The sequence below is a fragment of the Sphingobacterium thermophilum genome, from assembly GCF_039541675.1.
Classification (GTDB): Bacteria; Bacteroidota; Bacteroidia; order Sphingobacteriales; family Sphingobacteriaceae; genus Sphingobacterium; species Sphingobacterium thermophilum.
Map to the genome: position 1 here is coordinate 297834 of NZ_BAABGR010000015.1, position 19193 is coordinate 317026.

General features: G+C 42.2%; 12 protein-coding genes. 10 read left to right on the forward strand and 2 right to left on the reverse strand.

The window, feature by feature from the left end; genetic code table 11:
* Window positions 1-43 precede the first annotated feature (43 nt).
* From ABD873_RS07230 to ABD873_RS07240, 3 genes are all read left to right on the forward strand, one after another.
* Window positions 44-3070, forward strand: a complete 3027-nt coding sequence (locus tag ABD873_RS07230; protein ID WP_345066614.1) for a protein O-mannosyl-transferase family — start codon at window positions 44-46, stop codon at window positions 3068-3070.
* Between the two features lie 126 nt (window positions 3071-3196).
* Window positions 3197-3742: a bifunctional pyr operon transcriptional regulator/uracil phosphoribosyltransferase PyrR gene (gene pyrR, locus ABD873_RS07235; RefSeq protein ID WP_039053995.1), complete on the forward strand. Its 546-nt coding sequence runs from the start codon at window positions 3197-3199 to the stop codon at window positions 3740-3742.
* 24 nt (window positions 3743-3766) lie between these two features.
* Entirely contained in the window at window positions 3767-4705 is a 939-nt protein-coding gene (locus ABD873_RS07240; RefSeq protein WP_345066618.1) for an aspartate carbamoyltransferase catalytic subunit, read from the forward strand.
* A gap of 18 nt (window positions 4706-4723) precedes the next feature.
* On the opposite strand, the gene ABD873_RS07245 is transcribed toward ABD873_RS07240, so the two are convergent.
* Window positions 4724-6724, reverse strand: a complete 2001-nt coding sequence (locus tag ABD873_RS07245; protein ID WP_345066621.1) for a hypothetical protein — start codon at window positions 6722-6724, stop codon at window positions 4724-4726.
* Between the two features lie 313 nt (window positions 6725-7037).
* Between ABD873_RS07245 and ABD873_RS07250 the strand changes: the two genes are divergently transcribed.
* From ABD873_RS07250 to ABD873_RS07280, 7 genes are all read left to right on the forward strand, one after another.
* Complete coding sequence (locus ABD873_RS07250; protein WP_345066624.1) at window positions 7038-10073, forward strand: tetratricopeptide repeat protein; 3036 nt, start codon at window positions 7038-7040, stop codon at window positions 10071-10073.
* Window positions 10074-10088: 15 nt separating this feature from the next.
* Complete coding sequence (locus ABD873_RS07255) at window positions 10089-11810, forward strand: TonB-dependent receptor (RefSeq protein WP_345066627.1); 1722 nt, start codon at window positions 10089-10091, stop codon at window positions 11808-11810.
* 45 nt (window positions 11811-11855) lie between these two features.
* A complete protein-coding gene (locus ABD873_RS07260) occupies window positions 11856-12935 on the forward strand; it encodes an HU domain-containing protein (protein WP_345066630.1) in 1080 nt (359 codons plus the stop codon).
* A gap of 44 nt (window positions 12936-12979) precedes the next feature.
* Window positions 12980-13681: a MotA/TolQ/ExbB proton channel family protein gene (locus tag ABD873_RS07265; RefSeq protein ID WP_039053885.1), complete on the forward strand. Its 702-nt coding sequence runs from the start codon at window positions 12980-12982 to the stop codon at window positions 13679-13681.
* 27 nt (window positions 13682-13708) lie between these two features.
* Window positions 13709-14116: an ExbD/TolR family protein gene (locus ABD873_RS07270; protein ID WP_345066634.1), complete on the forward strand. Its 408-nt coding sequence runs from the start codon at window positions 13709-13711 to the stop codon at window positions 14114-14116.
* Window positions 14117-14180: 64 nt separating this feature from the next.
* The gene (locus tag ABD873_RS07275; RefSeq protein WP_345066637.1) at window positions 14181-15008 is read left to right on the forward strand and encodes an energy transducer TonB; all 828 of its coding nucleotides are present in this window, start codon (window positions 14181-14183) and stop codon (window positions 15006-15008) included.
* Window positions 15009-15013: 5 nt separating this feature from the next.
* Window positions 15014-16312, forward strand: coding sequence for a bifunctional folylpolyglutamate synthase/dihydrofolate synthase (locus ABD873_RS07280; protein WP_039053883.1), 1299 nt, complete (start codon window positions 15014-15016; stop codon window positions 16310-16312).
* Window positions 16313-16343: 31 nt separating this feature from the next.
* Here ABD873_RS07280 and uvrA read toward each other — a convergent pair whose 3' ends face one another.
* Window positions 16344-19190 (reverse strand): excinuclease ABC subunit UvrA, encoded by a 2847-nt coding sequence (gene uvrA / locus ABD873_RS07285; RefSeq protein ID WP_345066642.1) that lies wholly within the window; start codon window positions 19188-19190, stop codon window positions 16344-16346.
* Between the last annotated feature and the right edge of the window lie 3 nt (window positions 19191-19193).

A 19193-nucleotide genomic window follows, 5' to 3' on the forward strand; every position in this document is an offset into this window, starting at 1 on the left:
TAAAATAACATGTCAGATTAATTACAAGACTTATTAAAAGTAAATGATGAATTATAACAAGATTAACAATCTGCTGGGGTGGCTATGTGCTTTTATAGCTACAGTGGTGTACATCATGACAGCTGAGCGAACAGCCAGTTGGTGGGACTGTGGTGAATTTATTGCATCGGCATATAAGATGCAGATTGTGCATCAGCCGGGCGCACCTCTTTTTTTGATGATTCAAAACATTTTCTCTAATCTGGCAATGGGCGACAAATCCCAAATAGCCTATTGGATGAACGTGGGATCGGCAGTTTGTTCGGGATTGACCATCCTATTTTTGTTTTGGTCGATAACAGCTTTAGGAAGAAAGATGTTTGTGGGGCCTAACCTCAAAGAAGCCCTTAGTCCGGTGCAGACTATCGTGGTGATGGGTTCAGGATTGGTAGGAGCCTTAGCTTATGCCTTTACCGATACATTCTGGTTTTCTGCCGTGGAGTCTGAGGTATATGCGATGTCTTCTTTGTGTACAGCTATAGTGTTTTGGGCAATATTAAAATGGGAAGTACGTGCGGACGATCCGGATTCTAACCGCTGGTTGATACTTATCGCTTATGTGATGGGACTGTCTATAGGTGTGCACCTGCTCAACCTGTTGGTGATTCCTGCTATAGCGCTGGTAATCTATTTCCGTAAGACACAGAAGGCTACCTTCAAAGGAGCTTTTAAGGCTTTCTTCATCGGTGTGGTGGTCTTAGCCCTCATCCTTTGGGGAGTAATACAATACCTTATCAAGTTTGCGGCCTTTACGGACTTATTCTTCGTAAACACTCTAGGTCTAGGGTTTGGATCCGGCATAATATTCTTTTCGCTTTTGTTGGTAGGCGGCCTAGTATTTGGTATTGTCTATTCCATCAAAAAAGCTAAGCCAATACTTAATATTGCTTTAATCTCTTTGGGATTCATCATCTTCGGATATAGCTCTTTCGCTATGATATTGATCCGTGCGAAGGCTGATCCTACCTTAAACAACTCGGATCCGGATAATGCATTTTCTTTCTTGAGTTATCTGAACCGTGAGCAATATGGGGACGAACCTCTTTTCAAAGGGAAATATTTTGATGCCAAAGCTATCGATGCTTTCGACAACGGGGTGGTGTACCGCAAAGACAAAGACAGATATGTGGTAGCCAAGAAAAAAACAAAATATAGTTACGATCACGAAACTGTATTTCCTCGAATATACAGTGATCAAGAGCCGCATAAGACTTTCTACAGACAATATTTGGGTTTGGGACCTAATGAGTCTCCAACCTTTGCGGACAATCTAAAATTCTTCTTCGGTTATCAGATTGGTCATATGTATTTCCGCTACTTCCTATGGAACTTTGCGGGAAGACAAAACGATGTTCAGGGACATGGTTCAGTATTAGAAGGAAACTGGATTTCGGGTATCAAGCCTATAGATAACGTTTTTGTGGGAGGACAGTTTGATTTGCCGGAATCTGAGAAGCAAAATCCTTCCCGTAACACCTATTTCTTTTTGCCACTGATTTTAGGTCTGATAGGAGGTTATTGGCACTTTGGCAAAAGACAACGTGACGCCGGAGTGGTCATGCTGCTCTTTTTCTTTACAGGTCTTGCTATCGTCCTATACCTCAACCAGACGCCTCTGCAACCAAGAGAGCGTGACTATGCCTATGCAGGGTCGTTCTATGCTTTTGCTATCTGGATTGGGTTAGGTGTGATGGCTATTTGGGACTTCCTGTCTAAGAAAATAAATCCTAAGACTGCAGCTCTAGCGGTATCGGGTGTCGGTATGTTGGCAGCTCCCGTAATATTGATAGCTCAAAACTGGGATGATCATGACCGTTCGGAGAAGACTCTATCTCGAGATATGGCTCTCAATTACCTTGAGTCTTGTGCTCCTAATGCCATACTGTTCTCCTATGGTGATAACGATACTTATCCATTGTGGTATCTGCAAGAGGTGGAAGGCATACGTACCGATGTGCGTGTCGTGAATTTGAGCTTGCTTTCCTCAGACTGGTATATGCGCCAGATGATGAAAAAAGTCAATGACGCTGATGCCTTGCCAATCAATATTAATCCGGAAAAAGTCAAAGATGGTGTACGTGATGTGATATTCTATTACGACTATCAGATTCCGGGGTCGGTAGATGTGCAGGACGTTCTTGAAGTGATGTTGTCAGATGATCCGCAAAATATGATGCAGACGCAAGGGGGAGATAATGTAAATATCCTTCCGACCAAAAATCTGAAGCTAAAGGTGGACAAGCAGGCAGTTTTGGCGAATAATGTTGTTCCGGAAGCATATAGAGATTCTATTGTGGATTCCTTAGTTTTCACCTATCCGATGAACTATGTTTCTCGTGCGGAGCTTTCTATACTGTCAATATTAGCCAACAACAATTGGAAGCGTCCAATCTATTTCACAACCACTACACCTTCCCAATATTATCTTGGATTGGACAAATATCTTATCTCTGAAGGCTTTGCCTTAAGGTTAATACCTGTGGATACCAAAATTGCCAATGCAGAGGAAGAAGGTTCTGTCCAAGATACAGACTCTGTGTATGACAAGATTATGAACAAGTACAAGTATGGTAACATGGGTAATGCCAAGTACTTGGATCCGGACTCATACCGCTACATTACTTACTATTTGAGTTCGATCTTCGGAGAGACAGCACAGAACTTGTTGTTGGCTGGTAAGAAAAAAGAAGCGCACGACGTAGTGTTGAAGGCCTATGAAAATTTACCTAAGAAGGTGTACCAGATGGGTGAAGCGATGAGTTATGCGCCACTTCTTAATGTGATGTACGAAACAGGAGAGTCGGCAAAGGCTAAAGAAATAGCTTTGCGTAACCTGAAGTATATCAAAGAAAATATGCATTACTATGAGTCTAACCAATATATCAAGGATTTGATGGCTGAGCGCAATGTACGTATGGCGCTGGTAGGCTTGCAGCGTCTAAAAATGGTAGCAGACCAACATAAAGACGCAGACGTCCAAAAAGTATGTGACGAACTTTGGAAAAAATACGGTTACTTCTTCGGAGAATAGCCGTTGCAATATAGAAAAAGAGGATGCTGATAAGCATCCTCTTTTTTATGTATAGAAGTAAGGTTTCGCAAGGATTTTATTCCAAGTATAAATAAAAAAGCCTATTTTTGTCCAAATAATCCTATAATGAAACAATCGATTTTATTAGACGGTCCTAAGTTTCAGATTACCATTCAGCGATTGTGTCAGCAATTGATTGAAAATCACGGAGATTTCAGTAATTCGGCGATAATAGGTATTCAACCTAGAGGAACCTTTTTGGCTAAACGTATCGTCAAAGAGTTGAAATCCATGTTGGGCAAAGAGGTGGAAAACGGAGCTTTGGATATCACCTTTTTCAGAGACGATTTCCGTATGAAGGGCAATGTGCCTTTGATGGCCAACAGTACGCAGATCGACTTTATCGTTGAAGGGAAAAATGTAATTTTCGTCGATGATGTTTTGTGGACCGGTCGCACCATCCGGTCGGCCATGGATGCTATCCAAGCCTTTGGCCGTGCGCAACGTATCGAACTTCTCGTGCTGGTGGACCGCAGATTCTCCAGACAGATTCCTATAGAGCCGGATTATATTGGCATCCAGGTGGATTCCATAGACTCCCAAAAGGTTATCGTAAGCTGGGAAGAAGTGGACAAAGAGGATAGCATCATACTTGTTACAGAGAAAAAATAATTTTTGAAGGCAAATATTTCTACAATGTCAACTACAGCAGAACAGTTAAGTACACGCCACCTATTAGGCATCAAAGACCTAACTGAACAAGATATTCATCTCATTTTAGATACAGCAGCTAATTTCAAAGACGTCCTCAACCGTCCTATCAAGAAAGTTCCTTCGTTGAGAGATATCACTATAGCCAATGTTTTCTTTGAAAACTCTACCCGTACAAGACTTTCCTTCGAATTAGCGGAGAAAAGACTTTCGGCAGATATCATCAACTTTGCTGCATCCTCATCATCAGTAAGCAAAGGAGAAACGTTGATCGATACGGTAAACAATATTTTGGCGATGAAGGTGGACATGATAGTGATGCGTCACCCATATGCCGGAGCAGGAGTGTTTTTGAGTAAACATGTGAATGCACAGATTGTCAATGCCGGCGATGGCGCTCACGAACACCCAACGCAAGCTCTGTTGGACTCTTTCAGTATCCGTCAACGGTTCGGTGATGTGGCAGGATGTAAAGTGGCCATCATTGGCGACATATTGCATTCGCGTGTAGCCCTTTCCAATATTTTGTGCTTGCAAAAGCTTGGTGCGGAAGTAATGGTCTGTGGTCCTACCACATTAATCCCTAAATATATCACTTCACTGGGGGTGAAAGTAGAGCACGACCTTAGAAAAGCATTGAACTGGTGTGATGTGGCCAACATGCTTCGTATCCAGCTAGAACGTCAGGATATTGCTTACTTTCCATCGCTGCGCGAATATTCTATGCTTTATGGCTTGAATAAGGAAATTTTAGATTCGTTAGACAAAGAAATAACCATCATGCACCCTGGACCGATAAACAGAGGGGTAGAATTGACCTCGGATGTGGCGGACAGCAAGCACTCCATCATACTTGAACAGGTAGAAAATGGGGTCGCAGTCCGAATGGCGGTGCTATATCTGTTGGCAGGAAAGAGAGGTTAGTCATTAACCTCTCTTTTTTTATCCTTCTTTCTTAGGAGGAAAGAAAAATTGCATTGGACTTACCAAAAACAAAGCCCAAATGGCTCTTCCTACTAGTATCAATTCGAAGAACTTCATTTTGCGGGCGCGGAAAGCTAAGGAAAGTGATAAGGTGAAGCTGACGATGAAGTTTACAAAGCCTATGATTCCTATCCCCACAATGCCCCATATGATTGTATCTGTGGTGGCACGGAAGTCACTGCCGTAAATTCCTAGTGCCAGATTACCACTGGCAAAAGTAATGTGTCGGATGTCAATATTTAGTCCCAAGAATATCCCGATAGATCCGGTCATTCCCATAAATACACCAAACCATACGTTGGATATAATACCCGCCCATTTTTTCTGGTAAATGCTGGCAATTTTCTTTGTTTTTTCTTTACCAAACAGTTTTTTAAGAATAGGATGTTGTTCTATGCGGTAGTAAAGGTTATTGTGTTTGTCCCGGTTAGACACACTTCCTGCAATAATTCCGGACAGGAATAGAAATACGCCGGCTATAGCGGCATGAAAAATCGCTGGAGAGTCTATAGGGTCTAAGTCGAACATCAAGGTTTTCCATTTGCTTTCCGCAATGTTGTAATGCCATATTTTGTCAATTCCTGACACCAAGAGCAAAGCCACAGGAAAGGCGACGAAAACGTTGCCCACGAAGGCTATAAATTGGGAACGGAAAACTTTAGAGAAGAAATGGGCGAACTCCCAGTACTTATAGTTTCTTTCTTCCTTATTATCACTTTTCTTTTCTAGGGCTTTCACCAAGGCGGTAGCCGTCATGGCTGGCTGTTTTGTCGCCAGCGTACATCCTAATAGATAGATAGCCGTGAATCCTACGGCATAGTTAAGACTGTACAGTACCGCATGTCCGAAAATACTGGTGTCAACTTTGGCGAGCATGACTTTGATGATGCATAGAAGGCCTACGATAGCACCACCACCACAGGCAGACCAAAACATTTTGACGTATTCACTGCGCGAGGTGGTGATGTAATGTTCACCCGTCTGTGCAGTGTGCTGTGTAATCTCATAAGCCACAGCCTGCGTGCTCTCGTTAATAAGTCTTCTGACATTCGTCTTATTGGTGTTGATGAAGATTAGATGTTTGATAAAATCAATGGTCTGTTGCACACTTTTGCTTTCTTCATCCAGCACAATAAACGGGAGAGTGTCTTTGATTCTTCCCAGCTGCTGTTTGATCCTGAGCAAGGATTGATTCACTTTCATGGATATCCCCAGCTTTTGTGAGTTGGAAAAGGCATCGTCAATATACTTTTCACATTGCCCTAAAAGGATGAGCAGCTGTTTGTAGTTAAGGTCTGTACTTTTGATGAAGGATGTCTTTTGATCTCTCATGTAGATGATGATAGCCTCCATCTCTTGCAGCAATCCGATGAAGGGATTGTCGAAGTTGCGGTATTCCGGTGTCATTTTGATGACCTCGGACTCCATGGCTCTGCCGGAAATCCGTTGGGTCAGTACTTCTAATCCATATAATATCTCTGAGATATAATGGTTGTCTTCTTTGTCGGCATAGATGGTGTTACTCTCCAGCATTTGGAAAAGCTTGACCAGCTGTTCGTCTGGAATACTTTGAATCCAATCATAGTCTGTTCGGGCATAAAATATCTGATTGAGAATATATTCTAATGAGTCTAAGGGGGCTTGATGGGGAATGAGCTTAGCAATAAGACGCTTTTTTACCTCAAATAAAAAGTCACTATAGTTGATAATACCTACATCCGAAATGATGTTGTCAAAATCCCGCTTATGGGGTTCCAGATCAGCCACCTTTTGGGTGAGGATTTCTCTATAGCGAGGACTTTCCTGTAGCAGCAGGATTAGGGGAGTAAGGTCGACAAGTGAAGCATGTTTATGCTTTCTGAAAATGTCGACCAAATCGATGAGGAAGTCCAGCCCCTCCAACGATTGTATATTTTTCCGGTTAAAAAGTTTTATTAATTCCTGTTCTGTCGGAGTCATAGCCTGATACGGATAATTTACAACATGTATAAACGTACGTTCTAACGTATAGTTTTCAATTTATCACAAAAGCTTGGATTTTTACATAGTCAATGTGAAAAAATGTTAAATATAATTTAAAATTCCCCTTTTAAGGTAAAATTTGCGTTATATAGCGTAGGTTATTAACAGATGTTAAGAACTTTTGAGGAAAACTTGACATTGAACTATTAATTTAGTACAATGAAGTATAGTATGCTTAGGAGCTTAAGGTTACTATAATTTTTTTTGATTAGGGGAATAAAGGATTTAGATATTTAAGTATTAAACCATTATGTACAAGAGAATTTACGGATTGAGTGTTGCGTTTGGCTTAATGGCTATACCTGCATTTGGTCAGCAGACAGCTTGGCAAGAGCTTAACAAAGCTTATAAATCAGGTTTAGAATTATTCGAGCGTGGCAAATTCAGTTCGGCAGCAAAACAATTTGATAAAGTAGAAGAGTTAAGAACGAAATCCAACCTTCAGCTTGATGAGACGGAAGAGCTTACTTTGATAAAGGAGAATGTGCGTTTTTACCAGGCTATATGTGCTTTGGAGTTGGGCGAGTCGGATGCGGAGAGCCGTTTCTTGAAATACATAAGGGATTATCCTACCAGTGCGAATGCTAAGGCCGCCTTTTTCCAGATCGGTCGTTCGTACTATCAGAAGAAAGATTATGTGAAAGCCATAGAATGGTTCTCGAAAATCGACGGCAGAAATTTTGCCGGTGCAGAAAATAAGGAATATCGTTTCAAGCTAGGCTATTCGCAGTTCATGACCCAAGATTATCGTGCCGCAAAGCCTTTATTCGAGCAGCTGAAAGACGAAAATAGTCCTTATCAGGAAGCTTCCATCTATTACTATGCATACTTGTGTTATCTGGATGCGGAATATAAGACGGCGTTGAATGAATTCGAACGTCTTAATGGTTCCAAAACTTTCGAATCTACTTATCCTTATTATATTACGGCCCTGTACTTCTTGGATAAACGTTATGATGATGTGTTGAGCTATGCTTTGCCGATATTGGAGAAAACAAAGCAGGAATATGAGACGGAGATGATCCGTATCATTGCGGCCACGTATTTCATCAAAGGCGACCTTGCCAAATCCAAACAGTATTACGACAAGTTCCAACAGCAGGATCAGGGCAAAACCCAAAACAATCAGGATAGTTATCAAATAGGCTATATCGCCTATAAATTAGGAGACTACAAGAAAGCTATTGCTGAATTTGAAAAGATGGATGAGCCTGATGCGTATTATCAAAGCGCGATGATTGCCTTGGGTGATGCGTATATCAAAACAGGAAACAAACAGGGGGCTCGCAACGCCTTCTTCAAAGCTTCCAAATTAGACTTTGATCCTAAGCTTCAGGAAGAAGGGTTGTTCAATTATGCCAAGCTATCTTACGAGTTGGAATTTCATCAGGTAGCTTTGGATGCTATCCAAGAGTATCTGGATACTTATAAGAGTACCAATCCTTCACGTAGGGAGGAAGCAAAGACCTTACATGCCGAAGTGTTGTTGAGTACAAAAAATTATCGTCTGGCAGTAGATGTGTTGGAATCATTCCCTCTTACTACCAAAGAAGCTAAGGCCGCATACCAAAAAGTAACCTATTATCGCGGTCTTGAATATTATAACGAGCGGGCTTTCGAAAATGCTATTTCTATGTTTATGCGTTCGGAAGCTAATCGTTATGACGAAGAGATTTATGCGTTGGCGATTTATTGGAAGGCTGAAGCGATGTATGAAGTACGGAAGTACAAAGAGGCCGTTACCAATTTCAATAAATTCTTGCAGCTTCCTGCTGCTCGTAAGACCGAAGTGTATCACTATGCCAACTATGCGTTGGCCTATGCAGCCTTCCGTAATGACAACTACAATACGGCAGCCAATTATTTTGAAAGATTTCTTGCTGGAGGCGGAAAAGATGGCATTGACCTCAATACGCGCAACGACGCTATAGCTCGTCTTGCAGACTCTTACTTTGCTACCAAAAACTATGGCAAGGCCATGTCTTACTATGATAGGCTTATAAATAGCAATGCGCCAAGCCAAGATTATGCACTATTCCAACGTGGAATCATCCAAGGGTTACAAGGTAACTATGACGCTAAATTGGCTACCTTGAATTCGGTAATCACTAAGTATCCGAAATCCAACTATGCGGATGATGTGGCCTTCGAGATTCCGTATACCTATTTCTTGATGGGACAATACGATAAGGCCATTGAAGGACTACAGGCCATGGTGGAAAAATATCCTCGCAGTTCTTATGTTCCACGTGCCTTGTTGACAATAGGTCTGGTGCAGTATAACCAAGACAATCTGGATGCTGCCAAAGCCACTTTCGAGCGCGTGGTAAGCCAATATGCTACGACGGATGAGGCTAAGCAAGCTATCCGCTCTATAGAGAATATCTATATGGATCGTAACGATGCTGCAGGATATATCCGCTATGCTACCTCTACCAATATAGGTAATCTTTCGCAGGCAGAGCAGGACGCACACGCCTTCGGCATAGCTCGCAACCTGTTCGAAAGAGGCAATTATCAGGCGGCAGTGGAAGCCGTGAATGCTTATTTCGATAAATTTCCAAAACCTATCAACGAAAAGTTTGCCCGCTATATCCGTGGGGAGAGCTACGCGCAGCTAGGTAAAGATAGTGAAGCACTTCACGACTTCAACATTATTCTGAATGATTGGACGTCGGCATACACGGAAAAAACATTGATTAGTGTGTCTAAGCTTCACCTGCGCAACAAAGCATATAATGAAGCGGTACAAATTCTTAAAAAACTCGAACTCACTTCAGAGTATAAAGAAAATTATGGCTACGCCATCAAAAACCAGTTGATCTGCTACTATAATATTGGAGATGACATTGAAACCTTAAACTACGCAAATCTTCTTAAAGAATATGAGAAAGCATCGCAGGAGGAAATAGCGTTAGCTCACCTGTATGCCGGAAAAGTTTATACTAGACAGAATAAGACGGCTGATGCTGCGAAAGAGCTGAATCTGGCGGCTTTGAAGTCTAGGACAGAAACCGGAGCGGAAGCCCGCTATTTGGTTGCAGAGCAACAGCTTAAAGCTAAACAGTACGACAAAGCTATAGAATCGGCTTTCGACATTTCGAATACTTTTTCATCTTATGATTATTGGGTGGCGAAAGGCTTTATTCTGATGGCTGACGCATACGCCGGCAAAGGAGACAAGTTCCAAGCAAAAGCAACGTTAGAGTCTGTTATCGAAAACTACGAAAACAAAACAGACGATATCTTGAAAACTGCTAAAGAACGTTTACAAAAACTTAAATAAGAAATAGGAGATAAGATGAAATTGCATAAAACAGTATTTAAGAGTTACGCTATAGTAGCGCTGTTAATGGGTGTGGGGCAGATAGCTTTCTCTCAAGAAGATCCGAATAAACCTATCACTATAGATTCTTTCGATGTAGTACGAGACTACAGACCTATTCTTGCCGATGCGGTGAAAATCCGTCGCAGCCCGGACATGACCAACAAGAGGGCATATATGCCTAAGCTTTCTTACAGCAATATACCTGACAAAAAGTTGGATATAAATACAGGCTTGAAACAGCTTAATGTGCAAGAGCTCCCTTTCACTAAGGTTCAGGATATCACATCAAACTATGTGAAGTTGGGAATAGGAAATTTGGGAACTATTCTTGGTGAGGCCTACATCGCCAACGAACAATATGAAAATATCCGCTTTGGGGCTTTTGTCAAACACCTCAACCAAAAAGGAGCTTTGGACGAACAGAAGTTCTCACGGCAGGAGGTAGGAGTCTTTGGTAGAAGGGTGATGGACAATTTTACGGTAGATGGGGTGTTAGGATTCAATCGTTTTGCTACGCGCTTCTATGGTATTCCGGTAGATCGCAATGCGGAAACGCTTAACCCTGCCAAAGAAGCTCAAGCCTTCAAAGACATCTATTTTAGCGGAGAACTTACCAGCAACTATGACCCTAACAATGACGAAGCTGTAGCTTATTCGGCTAAGGTGGATGCCTACACTTATTCTGATAAATTTGATGCGGGAGAAAATTCTTTTGCCCTGTCGGCATACCTTAACAAGAGAATTCGCACCTTTAATATTGGAGCGAACGTAGCTGTGGATTTTAATACCATCAAAGGTGTGGGACCGGACTTAGGTACATTCAAGAATTCGGTAGCTACATTTAACCCTTATATTCGTTTCAAAGGAGATTATTATAATCTTACTTTAGGCGGTAATATTATTTCTGAATTTGGCGATGAGAGCCGATTCAATATTTTCCCGTCCGCAAAATTGGATTTTGCCTTAGTACCGGATTACATGAAAATTTTTGCCGGTATTGATGGTGGCGTGAAGAAAGTGTCGTATAAAGAGCTGACACAGCTGAACCCGTATCTTGGACCAAACCAACTATTCCAAAATCAGATTGAGCGTATGAATATCTATGGAGGAATAGAGGGTAATGCAGGAGCAACTTTTGGATATAAGGCTAAGGTGATGTATAAGACCTTGGAGGGAGTACCTTTCTTCATCAATAACGATGAGGCTCCTTTCCGTTTTGACCTTGTATATGACGGCAACGAAAATGATAAGGTCAAATTTTTCGGTATCGAAGGAGAGATCAACGTACGTCTTTCGGATGTAGTAAATCTGGGTGGACGTCTGAATATTGACAGCTATACTACAGCTACTTTGGATGAACCTTGGTTTACTCCAAGTTTACGTTTGGCTGCCAACGCGCGCTTCAACATTTCCGAGAAGTTATATATCACGGCAGAAGGGTTGTTCCACGGTGCTTCGTCGGGAGCTACCTACGAATATGATAAGACAGCCTCTCCAGTGAAATTGGATGGTACATATCATATAGTTTCTATTCCTGCCTTTTTTGACTTGAGCGGAGGTGCGGAGTATAAGGCTACATCGAACTTGGGAGTCTTTATCAAGGCAAACAATATTTTCAACAAAGAATACGAGCGCTACCTGTATTATCCGAAGCTGGGCTTCAATATCATAGGTGGGGTTAATTTTTCTTTTTAACAAATAAGATTATAACTTTGCAAAGCGCTCATAATTGAAAAATAAATGAATTTAGGAAGACACATCAATGCGTTATTAAAGAAACATGAGGCTGTTTCAGTAAAAGGATTGGGTACGTTTAGACGTATTCATCAATCGGCCTCTTACGATGCAAAACGTAAGATGGTCTTGCCGCCAATCAATTTTATTGAGTTCGATTATGATGCGGAGGAGGGTTATGATTTTGTACTGTATGTGCAGCAGGTCCGGCAGGTAGAGCGTGTCCAAGCTGAGGAATGGCTGGCGCAGCAAGTTGCTGACCTTACCGCGAACATTAAAAGAGACGGTCAAGTAACACTTGATGAGCTGGGCTATTTGGTAAGCTATGGCCATGCTTATATCTTCAAGCCTCTGGATTTGAGTGGATTTCAGTATGTTCCTTTGGAAGACCCTTATTATAAACCTCAAGAGGAGATTCAGCCTTCAGAGCTGCCCCTTCCGGCCGTAAAGGAAGAGGCTGAAGTTAATATGGTGGAAGATGTAGAGAGCTCAAATGTAGATGAGGCAAAGAAAGAGAATCTACAAGAGAAAGAGGAAGAAACAAAAGGAGTAAATCCATCACCCTTGATGGAGGAAACTTATGAAGAACCTCGGAAAGGAAAAGGTCTAGTATATGCTATAATTGCTGTGCTTGCCCTCATCTCCTTAGGAGCTTTATATTATTATAAGGCTGTCTTTTCAAAGCTAGAACATGTTGAAGAACAAATACTGTTTGATGATTTTATAGCAGAGGAGACAAATAATGATGCTGATACGCTTATCTCTTTAGAATCCGATACTACAGTGGAAAACCAAATAGATACACTTGTGCATACTCCATCTATAGAGCAGGATGAACAGAAAGAGAAAGAATACAAATATGCTATTGTCATCGGAACGCATCCTAAGTTGGAAAAAGCACAGGAAGAAGCCGCCGAATACAACCGTAAAGGATACAAGTCGGTACGCGTGTTGACTCCTAATCTGGATAAGAACCTTAAAAAAGTTATTTGGGATACCTATCCCACAAAAGAACTTCGTGATTCGGCTTTGCGCTATGTTCAGAAAAATGTTAAAGCCGACGCATGGCCTCTGGTCATCAAATGAAAATATAATAAGAATAAACAGAACCTATAAATATTTATTAGAATATGTCACTTTTACAAGACAATTTAGTAACGGATACTTTAAATCAAGTACAGCAACAAGCTATTCAGTTAGCTCAACCTGTTGAAGATCAGAACTTACTTCAACTTCTGATGAAGGGTGGATGGATAATGTTACCTATAGGTATCTTATTCTTTTTGGGTCTAGTAATATTTATAGAACGATATATTACTATCCGCAATGCTTCCAAGTCAGATGGCAACCTGATGGCACAAATTAAAAGTAACGTGTTGTCTGGAAAATTGGATTCAGCCATTGCGGTATGTAGATCAAATAATTCGGCATTGGCTCGTATGCTACAGAAAGGTCTTACTCGCGTAGGACGTCCTATCAAAGATATTGAAGGAGCTATCGAGAATGCCGGCAAGTTGGAGGTTTCACGCTTGGAAAAAAATATTAATATCCTAGGAATTATCGCTGGTATTGCGCCGATGCTTGGTTTCGTAGGTACCATTTTCGGGGTGATTCAAATCTTCCGTGACGTGGAAGCTGCAGGTGGTATTGATATCGGTTCGGTATCTGGAGGTCTTTACGTGAAGATGATTGCTTCGGCATCAGGATTGACCATAGGTATCTTGGCGTATATCGGCTACCATATTTTAAATATGATGGTAGAACGCCTTATCCTGAAAATGGAAACAGAGGCCGTGGAATTTATCGACTTGTTGGATGAACCAGGGGTGTAATCCTCAGATTTAATAGCGTAAGAAACCATGAATATTAGAAATAGAAGAGGAAAACCTGCCGCAGAGGTACATACCGCAGCACTGAACGATATCATGTTCTTCTTGATGTTGTTCTTCCTGTTGGCTTCCGCCGTGGCAAACCCTCAAGTGGTGAAACTGCTCTTGCCGAAGTCTAGTGCCGGAGAGCAGTCTGTAGCGAAAAAGACGATAACAGTCTCCATTACCGGTGACCTGACTTATCATATCGATAAGCAGCCTGTACCTTTTGATGAAATGGAACAACGATTACAGGCGGAGATAAATCCCGGAGAGGAAATTACCATCATGCTTTATGCAGATAGTAGCGTTCCTATCCAAAACGTTATCTCGGTGATGGATGTGGCAAACCGATTGAAGCTTAAACTGGTGTTAGCTACAGAACCTAAAAAAGATTAATAGCGACAAGAACTATTAAACATTCCTATGTTTTAATAGTCTTAAAGTCTAGGGAGAGAATACGATGTATTATCAATACAAAGAAGAAAATAACTTACCCAAAGCAATAGGATATTCCACTATTGTCACGGCGGTATTGTTGATCATAGGCTATTTTATCGTATTTGGCCAACCTGTAATTCCGGAATATGGAATGGGAGGGATAGTGGTCAACTATGGTACATCGGAAGTAGGTATGGGAACGGATTATATGAGTATTGAAGAACCTTCGGTGGATGAAAATGCCAATGAAGTTCTTCCTGATCGTGTAGTTCCTACAGAGACACCTACCCCAACACCTACCCAACAGGTGGCGGATAAGGCTGTAGCTACTCAAGATATGGAGGACGCTCCGGCGGTGACGAAGTCCGAAAAGGCTGTGAAAAATCCAGCAGCTGAAACCACAAAGGAGGTCAAAAAAAGTACGCCGGCCATCAATACTAATGCGCTGTACAAAGGTAAGAAAAATAATGGCACAGGAGCCGGAGACGGTGAAGGTGGTGGTGTGGGCAACCAGGGCAGTAAGCTTGGTGACCCTATGGCTTCCAACTATGGTGAAGGAGGTTCCGGCTTTGGCAATACACCTTTGGACTTGACAAGTCGTGTTTGGGAAGTAAAACCGAAGATTAATGATGACGGTCAGTTTGAAGGGAAGATGAATGTGATGATTCGGGTTAACCGCCAAGGACAGATTACCTATGTACGTGCCGGCGTGAAGGGTACTACTTTCCCTCCCACACAAAGACTCATAGAAGAGGTAGAACGTGCCTTTAGAAGCGGTAAGTTGCGTGCTAACCCTAATGCACCGGAATCCCGAGATTATATCGTTCCGATTTATTTCAAATTAAGATAATTTGTATGAAAACATATGCAGAGGTAATCGATTATTTATATAGTCGATTACCTATGTTTACCCGTGACGGAGCTACTGCCTTCAAGAAAGACTTGGATAGAACACTCGCCCTGTGTGATGCCTTAGGAAACCCTCACCATAAATTTAAAACCATACATGTTGCTGGGACGAACGGAAAAGGTTCTTCTTCGCATATGCTTGCTGCTATCTTGGCGTGTGCCGGCTATAAAACTGGACTGTATACTTCTCCGCATTTAGTGGATTTTAGGGAACGTATACGTGTCAATGGTGAGCAGATTGCACAGAAGTTTGTCGTAGATTTTGTCAAAGCGTATAAGGGTCTTATAGAGGAAGTACAGCCATCCTTCTTTGAAGCTACGGTAGCTATGGCATTCGACTATTTTGCCAAAGAGAATGTGGATATAGCTGTTATAGAAGTTGGTTTGGGAGGGCGTTTGGACAGTACCAATATTATCTCTCCGGAGGTTTGCCTTATAACCAATATAGGTATGGATCATATGAACCTTCTTGGAGATACATTGGAAGAGATTGCCCTAGAGAAGGCAGGAATTATAAAACCTAGGACACCTGTGGTGATTTCAGAAACCCATCCTGTGACAGCTTCTATATTTGCTGCGAAAGCTCGGGAAGTGGATGCTCCTTTAGTGTTTGCTGACAAGCGTATGCAATCTCTTCGATTGGAAAAAGGTAACCTATTTCAGTTGGTTGAAATAAGGAAAAATGAAGAGAATAAAGTCTATAAGCTAGATCTTACCGGTTCGTATCAACTTAAGAATATTTTAGGGGTTTTGACTGTGGTTGAGGAACTGCGTAGCTTAGGTTTTGCCATTGAGGAGGAGCATGTAGCCTATGCTTTGGAGCATGTACAGCAACTTACAGGTCTTCAGGGACGTTGGCAGACGTTAAGCACAGACCCTCTGATGATTTGTGATACAGGGCATAACGAGGATGGGATTAAGGAGGTGCTTAAGAATTTGGAAGAGATGTCCTATGGTCAACTGCATGTTGTCATCGGAGCAATGAAAGATAAAGATTTAGATCATATGCTGCCGTATCTTCCGAAGGAGGCTTACTACTACTTTTCCAGTCCGGATATGCCACGAGCGATGGAGGCCTCAGAGCTAGCCGAGAAGGCGGCAGGCTATGGACTTAGAGGTAAAGTGAGTGGCGCTGTAGTGAATGCCTTGAACGATGCCCGCAAAGCGTACCACAAAGGGGACCTCATCTTTATAGGCGGTTCTAACTTTGTGGTGGCAGAAGTGCTGCAACATATTGAAATATAACATTAAAGCCCTTCCAAGAAGGGCTTTAATGTTATATTAACTCTTGTTTTAAGAATCTTGCTGTCTCTGAATCTTTGACCTTGATCAAGTCTTCCGGTGTACCTGCAAAAAGCAATTTCCCTCCCTGTTGACCTCCCTCAGGGCCCATATCGATAATCCAGTCTGCCATCTTGATGACATCTAAGTTGTGTTCAATGATCAGCACCGTATTGCCACGGTCCACCAAGCGGTTAATTACGTTCATTAATACGTTTACATCTTCAAAATGCAGCCCTGTAGTAGGCTCATCGAGGATGTAGAACGTGTTTCCCGTGTCTTTTTTGGAAAGTTCTGTCGCCAATTTTACACGTTGCGCTTCTCCCCCCGACAGAGTTGTGGATGACTGTCCTAGGGTAATATAGCCTAATCCTACATCCTGTAAAGTTTTTATCTTACGGTATATGGAAGGAATATGTTCGAAAAATTCCACTGCCTCATCAATACTCATATCCAATACATCGGAAATAGATTTCCCTTTGTATCGTACTTCCAATGTTTCGCGGTTATAGCGTTTTCCGTGGCATGCTTCACATGGCACTTGTACGTCAGGAAGAAAGTTCATTTCAATGATTTTCATTCCTGCACCTTGACAGGTTTCACAGCGTCCCCCTTTGACGTTGAAAGAAAACTGACCAGGTTTGTAACCACGGATTTTTGCTTCCGGCAGCTGTACGAATAAGGCCCGAATGTCGGCAAAGACACCCGTATATGTCGAAGGATTAGAGCGAGGTGTACGTCCTATAGGACTTTGGTCTATTTCAATGACCTTATCTATATGTTCCAGTCCTTCGATGCTTCTGTAAGGAAGAGGCGTCGCTTTAGCTCGGAAGAAATGTTTGTTCAGAATAGGGTATAGGGTTCCTGTTATTAAGCTGGACTTTCCAGACCCCGATACGCCGGTGACAAGTATAAGTTTTCCCAACGGGAAGTCTACAGAAACGTCTTTAAGGTTATTTCCTGAAGCTCCTTTGAGAGAGATTACCTTTCCGTTGCCTTCTCTACGTTTTGTTGGTACAGCAATTTCTTTTTTGCCGTTGAGGTAGGCAGCAGTAAGAGAGTCTGCTTTCTTAATCTGCTCAGGGGTTCCTTGTGCCACCACTTGGCCACCATGGATACCTGCTGCCGGCCCCATGTCGATGACATAATCTGCTTCGAGGATCATATCCTTATCGTGTTCTACCACCAAAACACTGTTGCCTATATCTCTAAGGTTCTTCAATGAGTTGATGAGCTTTTCGTTGTCACGCTGGTGCAAGCCTATGCTAGGTTCATCCAATATGTAGAGTACATTTACCAGTTGAGATCCTATCTGTGTGGCAAGTCGGATACGTTGGGCTTCTCCACCTGATAAGGTCTTCGACGATCTGTTGAGGGTCAGGTAGCTTAGTCCCACATCTAAGAGGAAGCCTACGCGTGTACGTATTTCTTTTAGTATTTCCGTTGCGATAGTTTTCTGGCGTTCGTCCAATCTGTCTTCCAGATTGTCCAGCCAATGCGCGAGCTCGGCGATGTCCATTGCGGCCAGCTCAGCAATGTTTTTATCTGCTATTTTGAAATGGAGCGATTCTTTACGTAGGCGGTCTCCATTACAGCTAGGACATACCACCTGGGTGCGGAACTCTTCCAATGCAGGAGCATCATCGGTATATTTTCCACTCTGTTCTTCCAATAGTTTGAAGATTCCGGAAAAGTTAACTTTATACTCTCTGGCACCATACGAGCCATATGACACTGTCAATGGAATGCTTTCTTCCGAGCCAAACAGTAGAAGGTCTATTTGGTCTTCCGTCAGCTTTTCTACAGGCGCGGTAATCGATATGTCGAATTTCTTGGCCGCAGCCTTAATAATGGCACTAGTCCAAGACTCCTTCAGCGGACCTAGAGGTACAATAGCGCCTTTCTGTATGCTTTTGGTTTTATCAGGAATGACAATATCTTTATCTATCTCAAAAATATAACCCAATCCGTCACACTTAGGGCATGCGCCATACGGTGAGTTAAAAGAGAAAGTATTTGGTTGAGGTTCGTCATACGAAATTCCCGACTCAGCATCCATAAGATAGCGGCTAAAGAACTGCTCTTTTGTGTTGTCACGATTGACAATTTTTATAATGCCTTTGGCTGCCTTCATTGCTTGAAGTACAGATGTATATAATCGTTTCTGATTGCTTTCGGAAACGGTGAGACGGTCAATGACGATTTCTATGTCGTGGATTTTATATCGGTCCACCTGTAGTTTGGGTACCAAATCCAGAATTTCACCGTCCACACGAACTTTAGAATATCCTTGTTTGCGAATCTGTTCGAACAGCTCTCGATAATGTCCCTTTCTACCTTTTACGACGGGAGCCAGCACGTTGACACCTTGACCATCAAAGTCTTTCAATATCTGGGTTACGATTTGTTCTTCAGACATGCGTTGCATACGCTTTCCCGTAATGTAGGAGAAAGCTTCACTGGCCCGTGCATAGAGCAGACGCAGAAAGTCATAGATTTCGGTGATTGTACCTACCGTAGAACGCGGATTTTTATTAGTAGTCTTCTGTTCGATAGATATTACAGGACTTAAACCCGAAATTTTGTCGACGTCAGGTCTTTCCAGCCCACCCAAAAATTGTCGGCTATAGGCCGAGAAGGTCTCCATATAGCGGCGTTGTCCTTCCGCGTATATGGTGTCAAAGGCTAAAGATGATTTTCCTGAACCACTCAATCCGGTGATGACTACCAGTTCATTTCGGGGAAAGGATACGTCAATATTTTTTAAGTTGTGTACGCGGGTGCCATACACTTCCACCTCACTTTGCTCCCCTAAATCGATGAACTTTGAGTTTTTTGACATGCT

Coding starts and splice junctions, on each gene's coding strand:
- ABD873_RS07230 (WP_345066614.1), top strand. CDS start 44: ATGATGAATTATAACAAGATTAACAATCTGCTGGGGTGGCTATGTGCT.
- pyrR (WP_039053995.1), top strand. CDS start 3,197: ATGAAACAATCGATTTTATTAGACGGTCCTAAGTTTCAGATTACCATT.
- ABD873_RS07240 (WP_345066618.1), top strand. CDS start 3,767: ATGTCAACTACAGCAGAACAGTTAAGTACACGCCACCTATTAGGCATC.
- ABD873_RS07245 (WP_345066621.1), bottom strand. CDS start 6,724: ATGACTCCGACAGAACAGGAATTAATAAAACTTTTTAACCGGAAAAAT.
- ABD873_RS07250 (WP_345066624.1), top strand. CDS start 7,038: ATGTACAAGAGAATTTACGGATTGAGTGTTGCGTTTGGCTTAATGGCT.
- ABD873_RS07255 (WP_345066627.1), top strand. CDS start 10,089: ATGAAATTGCATAAAACAGTATTTAAGAGTTACGCTATAGTAGCGCTG.
- ABD873_RS07260 (WP_345066630.1), top strand. CDS start 11,856: ATGAATTTAGGAAGACACATCAATGCGTTATTAAAGAAACATGAGGCT.
- ABD873_RS07265 (WP_039053885.1), top strand. CDS start 12,980: ATGTCACTTTTACAAGACAATTTAGTAACGGATACTTTAAATCAAGTA.
- ABD873_RS07270 (WP_345066634.1), top strand. CDS start 13,709: ATGAATATTAGAAATAGAAGAGGAAAACCTGCCGCAGAGGTACATACC.
- ABD873_RS07275 (WP_345066637.1), top strand. CDS start 14,181: ATGTATTATCAATACAAAGAAGAAAATAACTTACCCAAAGCAATAGGA.
- ABD873_RS07280 (WP_039053883.1), top strand. CDS start 15,014: ATGAAAACATATGCAGAGGTAATCGATTATTTATATAGTCGATTACCT.
- uvrA (WP_345066642.1), bottom strand. CDS start 19,190: ATGTCAAAAAACTCAAAGTTCATCGATTTAGGGGAGCAAAGTGAGGTG.